Below are 20,426 nucleotides of genomic sequence, written 5' to 3'. Positions count from 1 at the left end.
CTCTTCATTTACTATGTGTTTTCCATTGTTTAATGGTGGGATGTATAGTTAAAAAATAGAGATACTCTTAATAAATTATATAATAGTATGTTTTTATAAAAAAATTAGAATGAAAAGAAAAATCACAGAATTCTCAGTTTTAAAAGCATATAACGGAGATTGTATTTTAATCAAAACGTATACTTCTGATAACAATGAGTTTATTATTTTGTTAGATGGAGGAACATCTTCTACATTTAAATATTTTTTAAAACAAGAATTAAAAAGTATTACTAAAATTGATTTATTAATCCTGACTCATATTGATTCTGACCATATAGGTGGTTTAATAAAATTATTCAAAAATTCTATTATTGATAAAATAGAAATAGAAGAAATATGGGTAAATCATCCAGAACTTTTTGATATAAATGCAGGTGAATTAATTAGTTTTAAACAAGGGAGTGATTTAAAGAAACTCATTTTAGAGAAAAAACCAAAAGTCAGAGTTAGAAATATAACAAATGAGGATAAGGAAATTAATTTACAGGGAATAAAATTCAAAATTCTATCTCCTACAAAAGAAATATTAAGTTCACTATATGATAAATGGGAGCAGTTAAAACCTAATAATCAACAACAAAAAGAAAATATATCATCTAAAAATATTACAGATTCTTATAATATTTGCTTAGAAGAGTTGAGTAAAACAAGTTTTAAACCTAATAGTCCTATAAAAAGTGATATTGTAAATGCTTCTTCAATTTCTTTCATTTTAGATTGTTTAGATAAAAAAATATTATTCCTTGCTGATTCAAGAGCTGAAATAATTGAAGAAGAATTAAAGGCGTTAAATTACACAGTCACTAATAAACTAAATTGTGATTATGTAAAAATATCTCATCATGGTAGTAAAAACAATACTTCTAGTAGTTTATTAGAATTAATTAATTGTTCAAATTTTATTATATCTACTAATGGTGGTTCGAGTAATCATAAACATCCATCAAGAGAAACAATTGCTAGAATTGTTTATAATTCAGCTAGAAATTTTGATAATGAAGTTTCTATTTTTACAAACTATTCTTTAGAAGATATTAAAAATAAAATAGGTGATTTTATAACAGAAGTCGATTTAGAAAAAGGCAATTGGAAAATTGAATATAAAAATAAATTCTAAAAAATATGATAACTGATATTTTAGAAAAATCGTGTGTTAGAATAACTATAAAAAAAAAAGGTAAAAATATAAATCAAGGAAGTGGTGTAATTATAGTTAATGACAATAATTATTATGTACTAACCGCATTTCATTGTCTTGGTGATTCTTTACCGAATATAAATGACATTTATATTGAAACTCAAGATGGTTATAATTCTGAATTTAAAAATATTGATGTTCTTTCAATAGTAGATAATAGTCCTAAAAAGGATAAGGATTGGGTTCTATTAGAAATTGATTTTATTGAAGAAGTAAATAATTTAAAAGCAGTCAAATTAGGCTATGGTTTTATTAAAAAAGAAAATATTATTTTTTATGGTTATCAAGGGATTTATAAAAATCAATTTAGACCATTTGAAGGAAAGATTTTACAAATATCAAATGATAAATTAAATTTTCAAATTAATATTGATGGCACATTTGATCAAGGGGGTAATGAGGGTCAGTTTGTTGCTCAAGGACTTTCGGGTAGTGGAGTGTATATAATAAAAAACAAGGAACTTTTTCTAATAGGAATACTAAATGCTGTTAATACAGAAACAGCTTGGAATGATGATATTAATTGTTGTTCGATAAAAAACTTATCTAAGGTATTTAAACATTTTCATAATATGTCTGATATATATTTTTTAAAGCAATGGGAAGAAAATTTAGAAAAGAAAAAGACGATAAAAGATTTAGAAAATTATAGATTATTAAATAATAAGAATTTTAAGTATCTAGAAAGAAAAAATAAAGTAATTTATGACACAGAAGAAATAGCAAATAAAAATACACAAAAACAACTTTTAAAATATCTTTCTTTACAAGAAAATATTGACCAACTAAGCTTTAATAATCCTCATTTACACAATAAATTTATAAATATTGTAAACAAATTTCAGGATGCAGTTGAAGATGATTATTCTAAATCAGTAACAAATAATAATGAAGCAAAAAACACAAAAATAGATTTAAGAAATCATTTGAAATATGAACTTGAAAAAATTATACCTAATGATATAGAAATAGATTTAGCTGATTTTCAAGTGATTAAATGGTTGTTGGATTGTTCATTAAACTTCACAAATAGATAATAATGATTGATATTAAATTAACTTCAAAAGCTATTTTTGAACCAATAAGACATAATGCTTATTATAAATTAATAATATTACTCGCAATAGTTAAGTATTGTGCTAATGGAAAAAAAGCATCAATACAATTAATTCATTTAGTTTTTTGGAGTTTAAGAACTAACAGGAATTATCAAGTTTTATATGATTTTTCTAAAAAAAGAAGACAAACTATTACACCTTGGTCTTTTGAAATTGGAATTGATAAAATATTAGCACTTTGTTATATAAATAATTTTTGTAAAAAATCAATTATAATGAATGGTAAATACTCCGACAGTTTAGAAATAAATATAACGAATGAAGGAGAGGATATTTTAAAAAAAATAGATGATTTTAATTTATTTAGAAAAGATATAATAAAAATTAAAGAATTAGGTAAAATTCCTAAAAGTAGAATTATTAATGCAAATAAAAAATGGACACTTATTTAACTAAATATGATAAAAATAAATAGATTAAGAGCTGAAATTTTATCTAATGAAAAAAGTTATCCCAAAGAAATTTATGGATTTGATTATAAATTTAATATAGGGTTAAATATAGTTGCTGGACATAATTCGAAAGGAAAAACGACAATAAATTCTTGTATTTATTATGCCTTAGGAATGGAAGAGTTATTAGGAGGTCATAATGAAAAAGCTTTAGATAAAGCTCTCAAAGATGAATTTACAATTAAATCAGAAAAAGCCGAAGATATAAATCATAAAATAATTCGTTCTAGAGTTATTTTAGAAATTGAGAACAATGGAGTAATTGCAATTTTAACTCGAAATATTAAGGCTGGTGAAGAAAAGTTAAAACCTAATCTAATTAATATTAAAATATCAGAGGAATCTACTATTTCTGAGAACTATTTTGTTAATGGTACAGGTAATAATGAAAGTGAAAATGGATTTTATGTCTGGTTAGCTAATTTTTGTAATATTAATAGACCAACTGTAAGTAATACATCAAAAGTGAATGATTACAGTCCTCTTTATTTACAGATTATTTTTTCTACAATGTTTATTGAACAAACAAAAGGCTGGTCTGATTTTTTTGCAACAATGCCTTTTTTTGGTATACCAAGTGCTAAACAAAAAAATGTTGAGTTTTTATTAAACCTTAATGAATTAGAGCTTTCAACTAAAAAAGATGTTTTATCAAAAGAAGAGAAAAAACTATCAGAAAAATGGATTAAAACGATTAAATCTTTCGATATTATATCTAAACAATTTAATGGATCGTTTAATGAACTGCCAAATAATTTGACGGTAGATAGGTCTAAAATTGATGATATACATATTTTATTTTCAGTTTCAGAAACTGAAAAAATTTCACTAGATAAATATTTAAAATCTCAAAAAAACACATTTAATACTTTAAAAAATAAACCGATATCTAAAATCGGAAAGAATAAAAAAGAACTACTTGTAAAGTATCAAGAAAAAGAGAAAGAATATTTTAAATTAAAAGAATACATTAAGGATTTTGCAGGTAAATTGGCTATTGAAAATATTCAGTTAAGTAATTTAAAGAAACAGTTTCAAAGAATAACTAAAGAAATTCTAGATCAAAATAATTTAAAAAAAGTATTTAGTAAAAACATTCTAAATAAAAAAGGAAATCATTGTCCAACATGTTCTCAAACTGTATCAACAGATTTACTTTCAAATACAGATATTGAGATACCAATATTAAGTATTGAAGAAACTATAGCTTTCTTAAAAGGGCAAAAAAAAATGATTGAAACATCTTCAAAATCATTAGAGGTTTCGACATCAGAAAAAAAATTACTATTACAGTATTTTAAAGAAAATTTAAGACAAAAAGAATCTTTAATAAAATCACTATCAAGAGATTTAATTGCAGATGATAGAACATTTTCAGAAGCTGAAATTTTAAAAAAATTACAACTAGAAAAAGAAATTGAAAATCTTTTATTTTTAGAACTAAAGATTACAGAATTAAAAAATGAATTAATTGACTTATTAAATAAATATATAAATAATAAAAATGCGTATGAAAATTTAAATGATTCTGAAATTGAAGATGAAAATAAATTAATTAATTTTGAGAAAAAATATAAAAACTTGCTTTATAAATTTGGTTACGACAGTAATTCTGATCAATGGAAAATATCTATAAATAGAAAAGAACCATTTAAATACTTTCCTGTTTATAGAGCTTATAAATCAGAAATACCTCAATCAATTAGGATAAATTCTTCTGCTTCTGATTTTGTAAGGAATATTTGGGCTTATACCTTATCATTACTTGAAGTAGGAAGTAATCATCCTGGTTTAGTTATTTTTGATGAACCTGGTCAGCATAGAACTAATATTAGTAGTTTGAAATCTTTATTTAAAGAGTCTTCAGAGATAAAAAATAAACAAATAATTATTTTCACTTCAATAGATAAAGAAATTAATGATAAAGAAAAATTAGAAATTAAAATATTGACAGAAGATTTAAATAGTGAGAATTATCATTTAATTGAATTAGATAAAACAAATAAAGTAATACAAAAACTTACAAAATAGTAAATAAAGCAATTCATCGAATGTAAGTCTATATTTTTAAAAAGCATTCCACCCCAAAAAAATAAACCACGTATATTTGTATAAAATACTTGTACGTTGAGCAAACAATTGATTGTAAACCATTACCAAAAATCTGATACTATCAAACAGATTGTTAAAGAGCTTCAACAAGAACAAAACCACTTTCAAATATCGAATTTGGTTGGTTCTTCGTTGTCTTTTGTCCTATCTGAAACCTTTAAAAAAGCCGAAAAACCTTACTTATTAATTTTTAATGATAAGGAAGAAGCAGCCTATTATTTAAACGATCTAGAACAATTATTAGGCGATAAAAATGTGTTGTTTTATCCAGGTTCGTATCGCCGACCGTATCAGATTGAAGAAACTGATAACGCCAATGTTTTATTGCGTTCAGAGGTTTTAAATCGGATTAATTCGAGAAGAAAACCTGCAATTATTGTAACGTATCCGACGGCTTTATTTGAAAAAGTAGTCACCAAAAAAGAACTCGATAAAAATACTTTGAAAATTAAAGTTGGAGAAAATTTATCTCCAGATTTTGTAAACGAAGTATTGTTCGAATATCAGTTTAATCGGGTTGATTTTGTTACTGAACCTGGTGATTTTTCAGTTCGTGGTGGAATTATTGACGTTTTTTCATTTTCGAATGATGAACCTTACCGAATGGAGTTTTTTGGCGATGAAGTAGAAAGCATCCGAACTTTTGATGTAGAAACACAGTTATCAAAAGAAAAACAACAGAAAGTAAGTATTATGCCTAATGTTGAAAACAAAGGGCTACAAGAAAATAGAGAAAGTTTTTTAAAATATATATCGGCTAAAACAGCAATTTTTGTAAAAGATATAGCTACAATTACAACAAATTTAGATACATTTTTTAAAAAAGCAACTGATTCATTTGATGAATTATCGACAGAAATAAAACATTCAAAACCATCGGAGTTATTTTGTGATGGTGCTTTAATTCAACAAGAATTACAACGATTTACTACGGTAAATATGAGTAAATCTAGTATCAAAAATCTAACAAATATTACTTTTGATACACACGCACAACCTTCTTTTAATAAAAAATTCGATTTATTAATTCAGAATTTTAACGAATTTTCAGCAAAAGGATTTACCAATTATATTTTTTGTTCTAATGATAAACAAGCACAACGTTTTCATGATATTTTTGATGATAATGAAGCCGAAGTATCCTATGAAACTATTGTTTTTCCTTTGTATCAGGGATTTGTAGATATTCAAAATAAAATTGTTTGTTATACTGACCATCAAATATTTGAGCGTTATTATAAATTTCGTTTAAAAAATGGGTATGAAAAAAAGCAATCCATCACTTTACAAGAACTTACCAGATTAGAAATTGGCGATTATGTAACACATATCGATCATGGAATTGGAAAATTTGGAGGGCTTCAGAAAATTGATGTAGAAGGAAAAAAACAAGAAGCAATTAAATTAATTTATGGCGATCGTGATATTTTATATGTAAGTATTCACTCGTTACATAAAATTTCAAAGTTTAGCGGAAAAGACGGAAAACCACCTAAAATATATAAATTAGGTTCGGGTGCTTGGAAAAAAGTAAAGCAGAAAACCAAGGCTCGAGTGAAGCATATTGCGTTTAATTTAATTCAATTATACGCCAAAAGAAAATTACAAAAAGGCTACGCTTTTGCTCCTGATACGCACATGCAACACGAGTTGGAAGCTAGTTTTATTTATGAAGATACACCTGACCAATTTACATCAACGCAAGATGTAAAAACTGATATGGAAAAAGCCCAACCCATGGACAGATTGGTTTGTGGTGATGTTGGTTTTGGAAAAACAGAAGTCGCTATTCGTGCGGCTTTTAAAGCTGTCGATAACGGAAAACAAGTAGCAATTTTAGTACCTACAACTATTTTAGCGTTTCAACATTTTAAAACTTTTACCGAGCGTTTAAAAGATTTTCCTGTTACGGTTGATTATTTGAATCGTTTCAGAACTACAAAACAACGAAACACTGTTTTAGAAGGAGTAGCAAATGGAAGTGTAGATATTGTAATCGGAACGCATCAATTAACCAATAAAAAAATACAATTTAAAGATTTAGGTTTGCTAATTATTGATGAAGAACAAAAATTCGGAGTTGCTATAAAAGACAAGCTAAAAATCATCAAAGAAAATGTAGATACGCTAACATTAACCGCCACGCCAATACCAAGAACCTTGCAATTTAGTCTGATGGCGGCAAGAGATTTATCAGTCATAAAAACAGCGCCACCAAACCGTCATCCTATTGAAACCAATGTAATTCGCTTTAGCGAAGAAACCATTAGAGATGCTATTTCTTATGAAATTTCTCGTGGAGGACAGGTGTTTTTTATCCATAATAGAATTGAAAATATTAAGGAGGTAGCAGGTTTAATTCAACGTTTAGTTCCAAATGCTAAAATTTGTATCGGTCATGGGCAAATGGAAGGCAAGAAGCTAGAAGAATTAATGCTTGCTTTTATGAATGGTGAATTTGATGTATTGGTGTCAACCACTATTATTGAAAGTGGATTGGACGTGCCAAATGCGAATACTATTTTTATCAACAATGCAAATAATTTCGGATTGTCAGATTTGCATCAAATGCGAGGTCGTGTAGGGCGTTCAAATAAAAAAGCATTCTGTTATTTTATTACGCCAGCGTATCATATGATGACTACAGATGCGAAGAAACGTATTGAGGCTTTAGAATTATTTTCAGAATTAGGAAGTGGTTTAAATATCGCCATGAAAGATTTAGAAATTCGTGGAGCAGGAGATTTATTAGGAGGTGAACAAAGTGGATTTATCAATGATATTGGCTTTGATACGTATCAGAAAATATTACAAGAAGCTATTGAAGAACTTAAAGAAAATGAGTTTAAAGAATTATATCCTACGGATGAAAATACGCCGAAAGAATATGTAAAAGAGGTGCAAATTGAAACAGGTTTTGAAATTCTTATTCCTGATGCTTACGTAAATTCGGTAACCGAAAGATTAAGCTTGTACAATGAGTTAGGAAATTTAACAAAAGAAGAAGAGTTATTAACATTTGAAAAACAAATTGTTGATAGGTTTGGCGAATATCCAGCAGAAGTACAAGATTTATTAGACAGCGTTCGCATAAAATGGCTAGCAAAAAAATTAGGGCTTGAAAAAATCATATTAAAACAAAAACGATTAGTAGGTTACTTTTTATCTGATCAACAAAGTTCATTTTATGAAACCGAAGGCTTTACAAAGATGTTACAATATGTACAGAAAAATCCGAAAAGCTGTGTAATGAAAGAGAAAGATACTAAAAATGGAAAACGATTATTAGTTACTTTTATTCGAATAGATTCGGTAAAAACAGCTTTAAACTTGTTGCGAGAAATATAAAAAAGTCAAGTGAAATCAAATAAATGTCAGGCAAGGGGTTGAAGCCCTTTGTTGAAAAAAATATAAAATGGAGAATAATCATACTAAAAATTTAGCTGGTTTATTATTAGCAACTTTATTTATAAGTACATCAGGTGTTTTAGGAAGATATATTGCAATGCCTTCAGAAGTAATTATTTGGTTTCGCTCGGTGTTTGCGATGCTAATTTTATTGGCTTTCTGTAAGTTTAAAAAAATAGATTTAACGATAAAATCAAGTAAACATATTTTTCCGTTTATTGTCAGCGGAATTTTTATGGCAGGGCATTGGATTACCTATTTTTATGCCTTAAAATTATCGAATGTTGCCATAGGAATGCTATCATTATATACTTTTCCTGTAATAATTGCTTTTTTAGAACCCTTATTTTTAAAAGTGAAATTCAACCCGATTTACATTGTTTTAGGATGTATGGTATTGCTAGGGCTTTATATTTTAGCACCTGAATTTAATTTAGAAAGTTCGAATGTTCAGGGGATTTTATTCGGATTGCTTTCCGCATTGTTTTATGCTATCCGAATTTTGATGTTAAAGCAATATGTAATTCAATATAACGGAACTATGTTGATGTTTTATCAGACGTTAATTATTACGGTTTGTTTGCTTCCTGTATTGTTTTTTATGGATGTTTCAGGCTTTGAAAACCAATATCCGTATGTATTATTATTAGCACTTTTAACTACGGCAATTGGGCATAGTTTAATGGTACATTCTTTACAGTTTTTTACGGTTTCAACATCGAGTATTATTAGTAGCGTACAACCTATTTTTGGGATTATTTTGGCATTTATCTTTTTAAATGAAATACCTACTTGGAATACTTTTATTGGTGGTTCTTTAATTTTAGCAACGGTAGTTATTGAGAGTGTGAGGAGTAGGAGGTGATTGAAAAGTTGTTTTATAACGTTTTATTCAGCTACATATTCTTGTATTAAAACATCAGTAGGAATATGCAATGAATCACTAATTTTTCTAATCATTTTTAAAGTCATTTTTCGTTTTTTATTTAAAATTTCACTTACTCTACTTTTAAAACCAACAAGTTCTGCAAGGTCTTTTTGTTTCATTCCCATTTGCTCCATTCTGAATTTAATCGCTTCAATAGGGTCAGGCATTTCAATTGGAAAATTTTCATTTTCATATTTATCAATTAGAATGGTAAGGATTTCAAGTTCATCTCCTTTTTCTGTTCCTTTTATTGCATCAAAAATAAATTCAAGTCTATGAAGAGCTTCTTGGTAATCTGTTTCGTTTTTTATCGGTTTAATTTGCATAATTATAATTTGTTAGCATTAATTTTATCGTATTCTGCGTGAGTTCCAATAAATAGAATCCAAGATATTTGAAATTCAAAGTTCATTTTAACAATGAGCCTATAATTATTTCCTTTAATATTGAAAACTATTTTATTGCCTTTTAAAACACTAGCACTTGGGTATTCTACTTTTAATTCATTGATGTTTTTCCAAGATGCTTTTTCTGTTTCTCGATACCAAGCTTTTAATTGTTGTTCACTATCAGCGTGTTTTTCCCAAAATTCTCGTAGTGTTCTTCTTGATATTATTCTCACAAATTTATTCTTTATATACTGCAAATATAACAAAAAGTTCCCGTTTTGGTATTTTTATGTGCTTTTTTATTATTTACAATAATATTGTATATAGTTTGTTACGTGGTTTAAGTACTAAATTCAGTTAATAAAATAGCATAAAAAATTCTCGCATATTTTGGTAAGTATGTGAGGATTTGTGATTAGTTAGATATAGTCTTATAATTCGTATTTTTTAAAGTCTTTTCAGTTTTCCATCAATGACTAACAATGAATCAAACCAACCAAATGAATATTCACCGTCAATAGGTAATTCTCCATTGATTGTAACTTTATCACCAATAGTATAACCATAATCTAAAGAGCTATAAATCTTAAAATCCCTACCATCTTTAAGAGTTTTATTTATAATTTGATTATAGCTTTTTTTCTTTTCTAATATAAGTTTTTTCTTTTTGAAGTATTTATTTTCAGTTTCTTCGAGTAATTTTTCTATTGTTGAATCAATTTTATTTTCATTTACAAATAATTGATAATCTTCAGTTCCATCAACTTTTAGAATCATTACTGAATCATCAAAAAAACCTTGTTTATACAGAGTTATACCTGAATTTCTTTCAATCACTAATGAATTCATTGATGGTATATAATCCCATTTTGCTTTTTCTATTTTACCGTTTAAAGAAATCAAAAGTTCATTTTCTTTTTGACGAAAAATCATTAAAAATCGTTCGTTATTATCGTCAGTTTTGGTAATCCATGGTTGTTCTGTTAGTAAAGCATAATTATCTAATTTATCACTATGTCTTTTTAATCTTTCTACAAATCCTGACAAATATTTTTTCATATTACTTACGATGGTTTTTATAAGAATAGTAAGGGATTAAAGATGCACTTACTTTCAGATTTTAGTACTTAGTTTCTTTAAATCTTCAAATTGTAAACTTTTCGGAGTTCATTAATATGTGCTAACTTTCGGTTTAGTACTTAACCTTTATTATTTTTATACTATCTCTCTAATTCTTTTTTAATAAATAGTTTGTAATTATCTATTGTGTCAAATTTATTTAGATTATTCAAAGTTAATTCTAAAGATGATTTTTTAAAAGAATCACTAAAACCGTCATAACCTATTTCGTTCTTTATATTATCCCCAAGGGTTTTACACCATTTTTTAATATGCTCAATTCTTTTAATCAAATCTTCTCTGGATAATCCTTTTTCGGTTATTTGTCCGTGAAAAATCTTATTTCTATCTTTTGTAAATTCAATTAAATAATGAAAGTCTTTATCATAATCTTGACCATAAATTTCTTTTAAAGTTTTCGGAAGGATTAAATTTATTCCATTTATAAAACCATTAAAATATACTTTTTTATTCTTTGCTAAAGCCTTTCTTAAACTTATATAATCTTCAAGAGAGTATGAGTTATGTTGAAATATTAAAAACGTAAAAATCCGTCTTATTTGTTTTTCAGACTTGATTAATGATAAAGTGAAAGCATCAACAGTTCTAGTTTCAAGTGATGATTTTAGAATTAAGTTAACTGTTGCAAAATCTGTTGAATAATTCATATTTAGTTTTTTTGATAGATATAGTCATTTCCTCGCATATAATTCGTTTTTAGAGAATAAAAAAACCTAGTTTGCTATTAAACTCCTCTAATAAAAAGCATATTAACCACCTTTTAAAGGTGGTACTAAACTACAAAAATAAAAGAAATAATTAGTATTAAATTCATCCATAATTTAATAAACCTAATACCCTTTATGCTGTTGTTCAATGATACTTTTAAGCGTTACATCTTCGTAATTTCGGCGAATAAAGGTTAAGGCATTGTATAATACTTCGCCCATTCCGTCGCTATCTCTAAAATTAATATCGCCAGTAAACTCAAAAATTTCTTTTTTTAATTTTTCGATATTTTTTGGGATTGAAATAGTGTCAGATTTCATTGCGGTAAGCAACCTGTTTAAGCGAGAACGAGAACCTAAAATACGTTTTGCCACAATTGAGCGTTCTTCTAATTGATATTGTTCAATAGAATCGGAGGTTAATTTTTGAGCTACTAATTTTACAAATTTTAAATTTTCTTTAAAAAACTGCGGATAATACACCTTAAATTTTCCTTCATAACATTGCTGATCAAAATCTATAGGTCTAATTTTATACACCACATTTTCAAAATCGTGGGTAGGTACAATTACGTAATTATACGAACGCATATCACCCAATAAACGAATCATACAACGCTCGTTAAACTTCACAAATTCTTTGGCTATTTGCGCTTTTTCAATATCTAAACAATCGTCTAAATAATCTTTGATAAAAATATCCCCAGGAATTCCTGAAATATGTTCTTCAATTAAGGTGTCTTTATACACTAAAAAATTTAAGTTATAAGGCGATAAAATATCTTCTAATTCTAAGCCGTAAATACGAGAAGCATCGGTTTTTTTAACGTAAAAATAGGTGTAATTATCGTTTAAAATATTACGAACTTTTACCCTAAAAGGCTGTGAATTACCAAAGGTACAAAAATCAACAGCATCTACATTTAAGTGCTGAATACTAGCGTCAGAACCGTTTGAATGTAAAATATTATATATTTTTTTTAAGCTAAAATCTATTTCTTTACGCTCAAATTCATTATAATAAACACGTACCCATAAGGTGTCATTATCATTTTTATCATAGACCGTTATAGCACCCTGATAACGTAGTAAATCATCATAAAAAATAGGAATTTGAATGGTTCTATTATGTCTTTTTAAATAAAGCCCGAGTTTTTTATTAACAGGATACGCGGGTTTTCTTTGAGATATTAATTTTTCTTGTGCCATAACTCAAAGATACTAAACCTCAAAGAGTTTACCCGGTAAAGGTCTGAGAACTCCTTTAAGTTCCATTTGAAGAACTAATGATGATAATTTATATACAGGAATTTCACATTTGTAGGCAATTACATCAAATAATTGCTTGCCATTTTGGTTTAAAAAATTATAAATTTTTTGTTCATCATCGCTTAGGGTAACAAATAGTTGGTTTTGTATTGCTGTTGTATTTTTTGATTCATTAACGTCCCAATTAAGCATTTTTATAATATCGTCAGCGGTATTTAATAAATGCGCTTGGTTGTTTTTAATCAAATTATTACAGCCTTTACTGTAAATATCATAAGTTCTACCAGGCACTGCAAAAACATCTCTGTTATATGAATTTGCAATATCGGCAGTAACTAATGAGCCTCCTTTTGCTGCCGATTCAATAACAATAGTAGCTTTAGAAATACCCGCAACAATCCTATTTCGTTTTAAAAAATTTTCACGAAGCGGTTGTTCTTTATGCCAAAAATCAGTAATAAAACCACCATTTTTAGTTACTTGAGCGCAGTATTTTTTATGTGTTTTTGGATATATCATTTCTAAGCCATGTGCTAAAACGCCAATAGTTTGCAAGTTATTTTCAATAGCTGCTTTGTGGGCGCAAATATCAATACCATAAGCAAAACCACTTATAATAATCGGGTTGTGTGGCGCTAAATTAGCTAAAAGTTGCTTGCAAAAATCACGCCCGTAAGGAGTAATTTTTCGAGTACCAACTATTGATATTATTTTTTGACTGTTTAAATTAATAGTACCATCTTTAAAAAATAAAATAGGTGCATCAATGCAGTTTTTTAAGTTTTGAGGATAATCGGCATCTAAAAAATAAGAATATTGAATGTTATTTTTTTTGATATATTCAAATTCTTCTTCCGCTTTTTTTATGTTTTCAGTATTTAATAGTTGCTGTATTACATGATTTCCGATGCCATTTATTTTTTGTAAAGAACCTGCTTTTTCTTTAAATATTTGCTCCACACTTCCTGTAGCGGTAATTAATTTTTTAGCGATAATATCGCCTATGTTTTTGGTGGATTGTAGGCGTAAAATAGCGATTATTTTATCAGAATTCATAGCGTAATAATTTGAATATCAATATACAAAAAAATACGATTGATAAAATTAAAAAGACAAACAACAAGGAGTAAAACGGTTTTTTTTTAGCTGAAAAAATAAAACATACAATATAAATAAATTCTAAAATTTGGGGAATTTTAAATTTTGAATCGACTATTATTTCACACACCTAAAAATCGGCATCCTTATGTGTTTGTAAATACTAGGATCACCGATTTTTTTAAGTGAATTTCTATAATTTAATTGTTTCCAAATTTTAAAACATCTAGCACATTGTTATATTTTGGAGTAAAAAAGAAATCTTCTAATATTTTCTTTATATCTCTTTTTTCAACAGTAGCAGTAACAAGAGTATTCTCTGTAAAAACATTTTCCTTTGCTTCTAAGGCTATTGCTTCTGCTGTGTTTGTGCTTGGAGTAATTTGCAATACTTTATGCTCGTATATATTTTGAAACGATTCTATGTATGATAGAAAATCGCTATCTAAATTATAATTTTTTAAATTAATTTTATTATAATTCATTATCTAATTCTTTTTTATGTCTATTTAATAATGTTCTGGTAAGGGCTAAATTTGCCTTTTTAGAATCAACAGCTAAATAAATAAAATACTCACCACTTGGCGATAAATTAACAATATGTATTTCATTTTCTAGGTTAAAATAAATGTCTTTAATCTTTTCATTTAAACCTAAGGTAACCATTGCTTTACGCTTAGCATTTATTATTTCAACGTTATAAGCACAAGCCAAGGCAGGATCAAAATCAGGTTTAGAAGAATGTGAATGAAGCGATTCTCCAGAAGCCATTTCAGCAATACTAATTGCGATATATCCTGGAATATCTTCTCTTACATTTTCCACTAATTTATCTAATATTTTTTGCATTTTTTTTCTATTTATAGTTGATTATTAAATTCTTTTTTTAAAATAATATCTAGTAAGGCAATATTTATTTTCTTTTTTGATAAGAAGCAAAGCATGTATTGATGGTGTTTAATCATAAGAATATTTTGACCATCTGACTTGAGCCTTATTTTCTTTAATTCAGTATTAAAAAACGTACTAAAAAAATGATTTCCCATATTAAAAAGAGTTGTTTGAAACACAATTATTTTCTCTTGTAAATCGCCTAAGTCATTTTTTTTTGGAAAAAAGTCAATAACCTCCCCATCATCTTTTAAGAGAAAAATAGCTTTTGATTTTGTTTCGATTAAAAGTTCTTCTAAATCCACTTTTTAATTATTTAATATACAAGTCAAATTTACAGCATAAAAAAGAATATTGAGTTGAACAATCGTATTCAATTATTGAACAATAGCCCTTTTATATAAAAATAAACAGCAGTAATTGTCTCTTTATCAGTATTTTCTGTTTTGTTTTTTAGAAAATGAATAGGGTATTGCTAGTAAATAATAATATAATATTAAACTTAAATCAATTCTTCATTTTTTTATAAAAAACAGTAGTTTTTTATTTAAAGAATGATTATTATTGATATAGGGAAATAATAAATTAAACCTTTATATAAATAACAAATCACATTGAACAATTTAAAAATCATAGGAAGCGAAGAGTGGTGTTCGTTTAATAATTTCGGTATTCCTGCTATAAAAGCACGAGTAGATTCAGGAGCTAAAACTTCTTCAATTCAAGCAAATAGTATCACGCCTTTTTTTAAAGGAACAGAAGAATGGGTTCGTTTTGAGGTAAATCCATTACAAGAAAATAGGAGTATCAGCATTACTTGTGAGTCAAAAGTACACGCAAAACGCTCTATTAAAAGTTCTACGGGAATATCCGAAGAACGTCTTGTTATAAAAGTTCCTGTAACTTTAGGTCAAGCTACTTTTGATATTGAATTAACCCTTGCCAACCGAGATTCGATGGAATTTAGAATGCTATTAGGGCGTGAAGCATTGTCAAATGGCTATTTAGTAAACTCGTCAGAAAGTTATTTACTTCCTGCTTTTAATGAACAGGATATTGATGAAAAATACGCTGCTTTTAGAAAAGAAAAAACAGGTTTAAAAATAGCCTTATTAGCCAGTAATTCAGGTTTGTTTAGTAACAAACGAATTATGGAAGCAGGGCGTGCAAGAGGGCATGAAATGGTGTTTTTAAACGTGCAACAAGCCTATATGAAATTTGATGCTAAAGAGCCTCAAATACGCTACAGAGGCGGAAATGTAATCGATGCTTTTGATGCTATTATTCCTCGAATTAAACCATCGGTAACTTTTTATGCCTGTGCATTAATTCGTCAATTTGATGCTATGGGAACCTATTGTTTAAACTCAGCCGATGCAATTAATCAGTCAAGAGATAAATTATTAGCCACCCAATTATTTGCTAAAAACGACATTCAGGTTCCTATTACAGGTTTTGCAAATTCACCTTTAGACACTAAAGACTTGATAAAAATGGTAAACGGAGCGCCATTAATCATTAAATTATTAGAAAGTACTCAAGGAAAAGGCGTTGTTTTAGCAGAAACCACCAAAGCCGCAGAAAGTGTAATTAATGCTTTTAAAAGTGTTAAAACCAATATTCTTGTTCAAGAATTTATCAAAGAAGCCAACGGACAAGATTTACGCTGTTTTGTAGTAAACGGAAAAGTGGTAGCATCTATGCAACGACAAGCTGAAAAAGGGGAGTTTAGAGCAAATATTCATCAAGGAGGATCGGCATCTAAAGTTAAAATTACTTCCGAAGAACGAAAATTAGCCATCAAAGCGGCAAAAGTTTTAGACCTTCCTGTGGCAGGAGTCGATATTATACGCTCTAACAAAGGACCTTTATTATTAGAGGTAAATTCATCACCAGGATTAGAAGGTATTGAGGCTGCAACAGGGTTAGACATCGCTAATATTATGATTGAAGCCATTGAAAAAAAGCTGAAATTCAAGAATTAAAAAGGCATATTAAAAGCTAAAAAACATACGAATTAAAAGCAAACAGCCCATCTTATTAAAATGGGCTGTTTTTAGTTATAAAATTTTTATTAGAAGCAATTTCCCGCTTTGCGCACTCGCTTTTTTTGTTTTTTAAAAGGAAAAACAAAAAAGAGCTCAAACAAATGCTTCAATCGGGGCTAGGTATTTTGCTCAATTTAAAGCATTTTTTTAGCCATTTCAAATTCTTCAGGCGTGTTAATATTTCGAATCAAATGATCATCAACTTCTACAATTTCAATATCAGAATTAATCAGCATTTTTCGAGGGCAGGAATATCCTTGGGCTATGTATTGCAATAATTTACTGTATGCTTTTGGCTCATAAATAGTAATTAAAGGCTCAGGAAACTCACTATTTTTTCCTTTAATAGCCGTAGCTATTTTACTAGGATTTCTTTTTTCTAGCAATAATTTCAGTAGGTTTTTATCAACAAAAGGAACATCCGTAGCAAGCACCAACCAAGCCGAATTAGGATTTTTCTGAAAAGCAGAACAAACCCCACCAAAAGGTCCTAAATTTAAAAAAGTATCCTGAATTTCATCCGAAGAAGCTTTTTCCGAAGAAGTTTGTACCGAATAAAAAGTTTCTAAAAGAGTACTTTCTAACAATTCTTTAGCATGTTCTTTTTGCGGTTTCCCGTAATATTCTAATACCGATTTATCCGTTCCCATGCGGGTACTTTTTCCGCCAATTAATACCAAGCCTTTTACAGGCGAAATATGTTCTTTAATTAAATTTTCAATATGATGTGTAATTTTATCAATTTCATCAATTTGATAACAAGTTATGTTTTTTATCTGTGGAAATTTTTCGAGTAAGCAATCAAAATAAGGAACATCCGAAGTACGTTTTATAATAAATTGAATGTTGGTTATTTGGTCTAATCTTTTTTCAATAGACGCTTGTTTTTCGGCATCTAAAATTAAAATTTGCTTGGCTCCTTGATAATGATTTCCGTTAATAAACACCAAATCATGATTTATAAACTGCAAGCGTTGTTCAAATTTATTAACTGAACTTATCGTGTTAATTTGTAAATTCCCTTGCTGATGAAACGTGTATTCGGTAAAGTTGTTTTTAGCAACATTTTTGGCATGAGAAGCATCAAAATACCCTAAATTATAATTTGATAAATTCAAAGAAACATCTTTAACTAAATCAGCAATTATACCACAATTTGTTCCTAAAATAGCGACTTCATTCGTAGTGTAAGTATCGTTTTGTTTTTTAGTGATTTTTGCGTGTTTTTGATGTTTTTTATCCATTTTTAAGCTGTTTTAATATCAGATTTTCCACCTGTTTTTTCTACTAAAATAATTTCTTTAATAATCATTTTTTGATTGATTGCCTTACACATATCATAAATGGTCAAACAAGTTGCCGATGCACCTGTTAAAGCCTCCATTTCTACGCCAGTTTTTCCTTCGATAGTAACTTTACAAAAAACCTCTAAATATTCGTTTCCAACAATATTTATGTCAATATCTACACCATTAATTAATAACGGATGACACATTGGAATAATATCTGACGTTTTTTTTACCGCTTGAATACCTGCAATAATAGCGGTTTGAAAAACAGGTCCTTTTTTGGTAATTAGGTCATTATTTTTAAAATGAGAAATAATTTGAGAACCTAAAAACATGGTTGCTTTTGCAATAGCGGTTCGTTTGGTAATTTTTTTATCAGAAACATTGACCATTTTCGGTTGATTCTGCTCATTTATATGGGTAAAGTTGCTCATTTTTTTATTTTTTATATTAATCCAATCGAACTGACAGGATATGTCACATCGAGTGAATTTGATGTCCGATAGGAAAATCAAATTTGTATCGAGATGTTATTTCAAATATATAAAAGTTCTCGATACAATTTTATTTCCATTAACATTTCAATAAAATCACTCGAACTGACAGGATATGTCACATCGAGTGAATTTGATGTCCGATAGGAAAATCAAATTTGTATCGAGATGTTATTTAAATTTCTTCTTCGCTAAATTTGGGAGTTTTTCAAATTCATTGTTTATTAAAGCTTCTTTTTTGACTTTTGACCATTTTTTTAATTGTTTTTCCTTTCCTATCGCTACTTCTATATTTGTAAATTCAGAATAAAAAACTAAATTTAAAGGTCTTCGTTTAAAGGTATAACTATTTATATTTTTTCCATTTTTATGTTCGATTAACCTTTCTTGAAGATTAGAGGTAACCCCTGTATAATAAGAGTTATCAGAACATTTTAATATGTAAACGTAATAAATTTTCATTTTTGAATCGTTAAAAGTTCTCGATACAATTTTATTTCCATTAACATTTCAATAAAATCACTCGAACTGACAGCGTATGTCACATCGAGTGAATTTGATGTCCGATAGGAAAATCAAATTTGTATCGAGATGTTACTCATTTTTTATATCTAATTACAGGAAACATAGTTCCTTTTTTAAACTCGGTATTTTCTGTTTTTGGAATTTCAATAAAACCATCAGCATTTACAAGGCTTGCTAAATCGGCTGAGCCATTTCCTTTAATTGGAATGGCTATTAATTGTCCATTTTCAGAAATTAATTTAACTTGTAAAAAGTAGGTTAAATTAGGTTTAAAAATAACGTTTTCATTAATAATAGCCATTTCTTTTATATATTTTATTCCTGCTGATTTGTAATACCAATCATAAAAATACACCAAGCAATTTACAAAAGTGGCAATTGGATTTCCAGGAAAAGCAAAGACAATTGTATTGTTGTTTTTTACAGATTTATAAACATCCTGTTTACTACTATTTAAATCATCTGCGATGCCGAACCAGAAAGGTTTTCCTGGGCGTTGGGCTACCTTGTGAAATAATTTATCAACGCCTAATTCGGTTAAAACTTCGGGTAAAAAATCAAACTTTCCTTTGCTAACTGCGCCGCTAAATAATAATACATCGTATTGTTGTAAATAGCCGCTTATTTTTTGTTTTAAAATAGTTTTGTTATCGGTAATATGTGCGGTTTCTGAAGGGATATCTAACTCTTTTAATAAAGAAACCAAGGTGTAAACATTCGATCTTCTTATTTGATACGCTAGCGGATTTTCATGCACATCAACCAATTCATCACCTGTAGAAATAATCATTACTTTAGGCTGTTTTGCTACTTTTATAACTGATTTACCAACCGTAGCAATCACGCCAATTTCTGCCGCTGAAATAAGGGTGTTTTTATGGATTAAAACATCATTTTGTACGTTGTCTTTTCCTTTGGGATGTACATTCTGATGTGTATTAATTGTATCAATAGTAATTGTTGCAATTCCATTTTCGAGAAGAACATCTTCATATCTGATTACCGTATCGCAATTTTTTGGCAATACTGCGCCTGTCATTACTTCTATGCAGTTTGCTGAATTTTGCAACGTTAATTGCGCACTTCCCGCAGGCTGAATTCCTTCAATTTTAAAAGTGCGTTCTCCATTTTTAAAATGAAGGTAGTTAATAGCAATTCCGTCCATAGCAACACGATTAAAAGGAGGGAAGTCTCTATCGGCAGTAATATTTTCTTTTAAAATCCGCCCTACAGATTCCATAAAAGGAATATTTTCTGTTCCAAAATCTAACGTATTTTCTAGGATTATCTCTTTTGCTTTTTTTACTGAAATCATATA

The 20,426-nt window shown here is 28.1% G+C and carries 20 protein-coding genes; 7 read left to right on the top strand and 13 right to left on the bottom strand.

From position 1 onward, the window contains the following. Positions 1 to 109: 109 nt before the first annotated feature. From AQ1689_RS04155 to AQ1689_RS04130, 6 genes are all read left to right on the top strand, one after another. A complete protein-coding gene (locus AQ1689_RS04155; RefSeq protein WP_101955280.1) occupies positions 110 to 1,159 on the top strand; it encodes a ComEC/Rec2 family competence protein in 1,050 nt (349 codons plus the stop codon). 5 nt (positions 1,160 to 1,164) lie between these two features. Continuing rightward, complete coding sequence (locus tag AQ1689_RS04150) at positions 1,165 to 2,277, top strand: serine protease family protein (protein WP_101955279.1); 1,113 nt, start codon at positions 1,165 to 1,167, stop codon at positions 2,275 to 2,277. 2 nt (positions 2,278 to 2,279) lie between these two features. Continuing rightward, positions 2,280 to 2,750: a hypothetical protein gene (locus AQ1689_RS04145; RefSeq protein ID WP_101955278.1), complete on the top strand. Its 471-nt coding sequence runs from the start codon at positions 2,280 to 2,282 to the stop codon at positions 2,748 to 2,750. A 6-nt stretch (positions 2,751 to 2,756) separates the two neighbouring features. Beyond that, positions 2,757 to 4,841, top strand: coding sequence for a coiled-coil domain-containing protein (locus AQ1689_RS04140; RefSeq protein WP_101955277.1), 2,085 nt, complete (start codon positions 2,757 to 2,759; stop codon positions 4,839 to 4,841). Between the two features lie 96 nt (positions 4,842 to 4,937). Further along, positions 4,938 to 8,270 carry a transcription-repair coupling factor gene (gene mfd / locus AQ1689_RS04135; protein ID WP_101955276.1) on the top strand — a complete coding sequence of 1,111 codons (3,333 nt, stop codon included), beginning with the start codon at positions 4,938 to 4,940 and terminating at the stop codon, positions 8,268 to 8,270. Between the two features lie 67 nt (positions 8,271 to 8,337). After that, positions 8,338 to 9,195, top strand: coding sequence for a DMT family transporter (locus tag AQ1689_RS04130; protein WP_101955275.1), 858 nt, complete (start codon positions 8,338 to 8,340; stop codon positions 9,193 to 9,195). A gap of 23 nt (positions 9,196 to 9,218) precedes the next feature. On the opposite strand, the gene AQ1689_RS04125 is transcribed toward AQ1689_RS04130, so the two are convergent. From AQ1689_RS04125 to AQ1689_RS04085, 9 genes are all read right to left on the bottom strand, one after another. Further along, positions 9,219 to 9,584 carry a helix-turn-helix domain-containing protein gene (locus AQ1689_RS04125; RefSeq protein ID WP_101955274.1) on the bottom strand — a complete coding sequence of 122 codons (366 nt, stop codon included), beginning with the start codon at positions 9,582 to 9,584 and terminating at the stop codon, positions 9,219 to 9,221. 2 nt (positions 9,585 to 9,586) lie between these two features. Then, positions 9,587 to 9,880, bottom strand: coding sequence for a type II toxin-antitoxin system HigB family toxin (locus AQ1689_RS04120; RefSeq protein ID WP_101955273.1), 294 nt, complete (start codon positions 9,878 to 9,880; stop codon positions 9,587 to 9,589). Between the two features lie 214 nt (positions 9,881 to 10,094). Continuing rightward, positions 10,095 to 10,706, bottom strand: coding sequence for a hypothetical protein (locus tag AQ1689_RS04115; protein WP_101955272.1), 612 nt, complete (start codon positions 10,704 to 10,706; stop codon positions 10,095 to 10,097). Positions 10,707 to 10,867: 161 nt separating this feature from the next. Further along, positions 10,868 to 11,434 (bottom strand): hypothetical protein, encoded by a 567-nt coding sequence (locus AQ1689_RS04110; RefSeq protein ID WP_101955271.1) that lies wholly within the window; start codon positions 11,432 to 11,434, stop codon positions 10,868 to 10,870. A gap of 183 nt (positions 11,435 to 11,617) precedes the next feature. Continuing rightward, positions 11,618 to 12,703, bottom strand: coding sequence for a hypothetical protein (locus tag AQ1689_RS04105; RefSeq protein ID WP_058883975.1), 1,086 nt, complete (start codon positions 12,701 to 12,703; stop codon positions 11,618 to 11,620). A 12-nt stretch (positions 12,704 to 12,715) separates the two neighbouring features. Then, complete coding sequence (dprA, locus tag AQ1689_RS04100; protein ID WP_101955270.1) at positions 12,716 to 13,819, bottom strand: DNA-processing protein DprA; 1,104 nt, start codon at positions 13,817 to 13,819, stop codon at positions 12,716 to 12,718. A gap of 242 nt (positions 13,820 to 14,061) precedes the next feature. Further along, positions 14,062 to 14,346, bottom strand: a complete 285-nt coding sequence (locus AQ1689_RS04095; RefSeq protein WP_101913981.1) for a hypothetical protein — start codon at positions 14,344 to 14,346, stop codon at positions 14,062 to 14,064. Then, the gene (locus AQ1689_RS04090; protein ID WP_101913980.1) at positions 14,336 to 14,710 is read right to left on the bottom strand and encodes a hypothetical protein; all 375 of its coding nucleotides are present in this window, start codon (positions 14,708 to 14,710) and stop codon (positions 14,336 to 14,338) included. The genes AQ1689_RS04095 and AQ1689_RS04090 overlap by 11 nt, the downstream gene beginning before the upstream one ends. 11 nt (positions 14,711 to 14,721) lie before the next feature. Beyond that, a complete protein-coding gene (locus AQ1689_RS04085) occupies positions 14,722 to 15,057 on the bottom strand; it encodes a hypothetical protein (RefSeq protein ID WP_101955269.1) in 336 nt (111 codons plus the stop codon). Positions 15,058 to 15,366: 309 nt separating this feature from the next. On the opposite strand from AQ1689_RS04085, the gene rimK reads away from it, so the two are divergent. Next, positions 15,367 to 16,737 (top strand): 30S ribosomal protein S6--L-glutamate ligase, encoded by a 1,371-nt coding sequence (gene rimK, locus AQ1689_RS04080; RefSeq protein ID WP_101955268.1) that lies wholly within the window; start codon positions 15,367 to 15,369, stop codon positions 16,735 to 16,737. Positions 16,738 to 16,934: 197 nt separating this feature from the next. Here the strand turns inward: rimK and AQ1689_RS04075 are convergent, their stop codons facing one another. From AQ1689_RS04075 to AQ1689_RS04060, 4 genes are all read right to left on the bottom strand, one after another. Beyond that, positions 16,935 to 18,044: an NTP transferase domain-containing protein gene (locus tag AQ1689_RS04075; RefSeq protein WP_101955267.1), complete on the bottom strand. Its 1,110-nt coding sequence runs from the start codon at positions 18,042 to 18,044 to the stop codon at positions 16,935 to 16,937. Positions 18,045 to 18,046: 2 nt separating this feature from the next. Beyond that, entirely contained in the window at positions 18,047 to 18,523 is a 477-nt protein-coding gene (gene moaC / locus AQ1689_RS04070) for a cyclic pyranopterin monophosphate synthase MoaC (RefSeq protein WP_101913977.1), read from the bottom strand. A gap of 231 nt (positions 18,524 to 18,754) precedes the next feature. After that, positions 18,755 to 19,045 (bottom strand): GIY-YIG nuclease family protein, encoded by a 291-nt coding sequence (locus AQ1689_RS04065; protein WP_101955266.1) that lies wholly within the window; start codon positions 19,043 to 19,045, stop codon positions 18,755 to 18,757. A 136-nt stretch (positions 19,046 to 19,181) separates the two neighbouring features. Continuing rightward, complete coding sequence (locus AQ1689_RS04060; RefSeq protein WP_101955265.1) at positions 19,182 to 20,423, bottom strand: molybdopterin molybdotransferase MoeA; 1,242 nt, start codon at positions 20,421 to 20,423, stop codon at positions 19,182 to 19,184. Between the last annotated feature and the right edge of the window lie 3 nt (positions 20,424 to 20,426).

Source organism: Tenacibaculum finnmarkense (assembly GCF_900239185.1).
GTDB classification, from domain to species: Bacteria; Bacteroidota; Bacteroidia; order Flavobacteriales; family Flavobacteriaceae; genus Polaribacter; species Polaribacter finnmarkensis.
The sequence above is the reverse complement of the archived record's forward strand: the minus strand, read 5'-3'. Positions and strand labels throughout refer to the sequence as shown.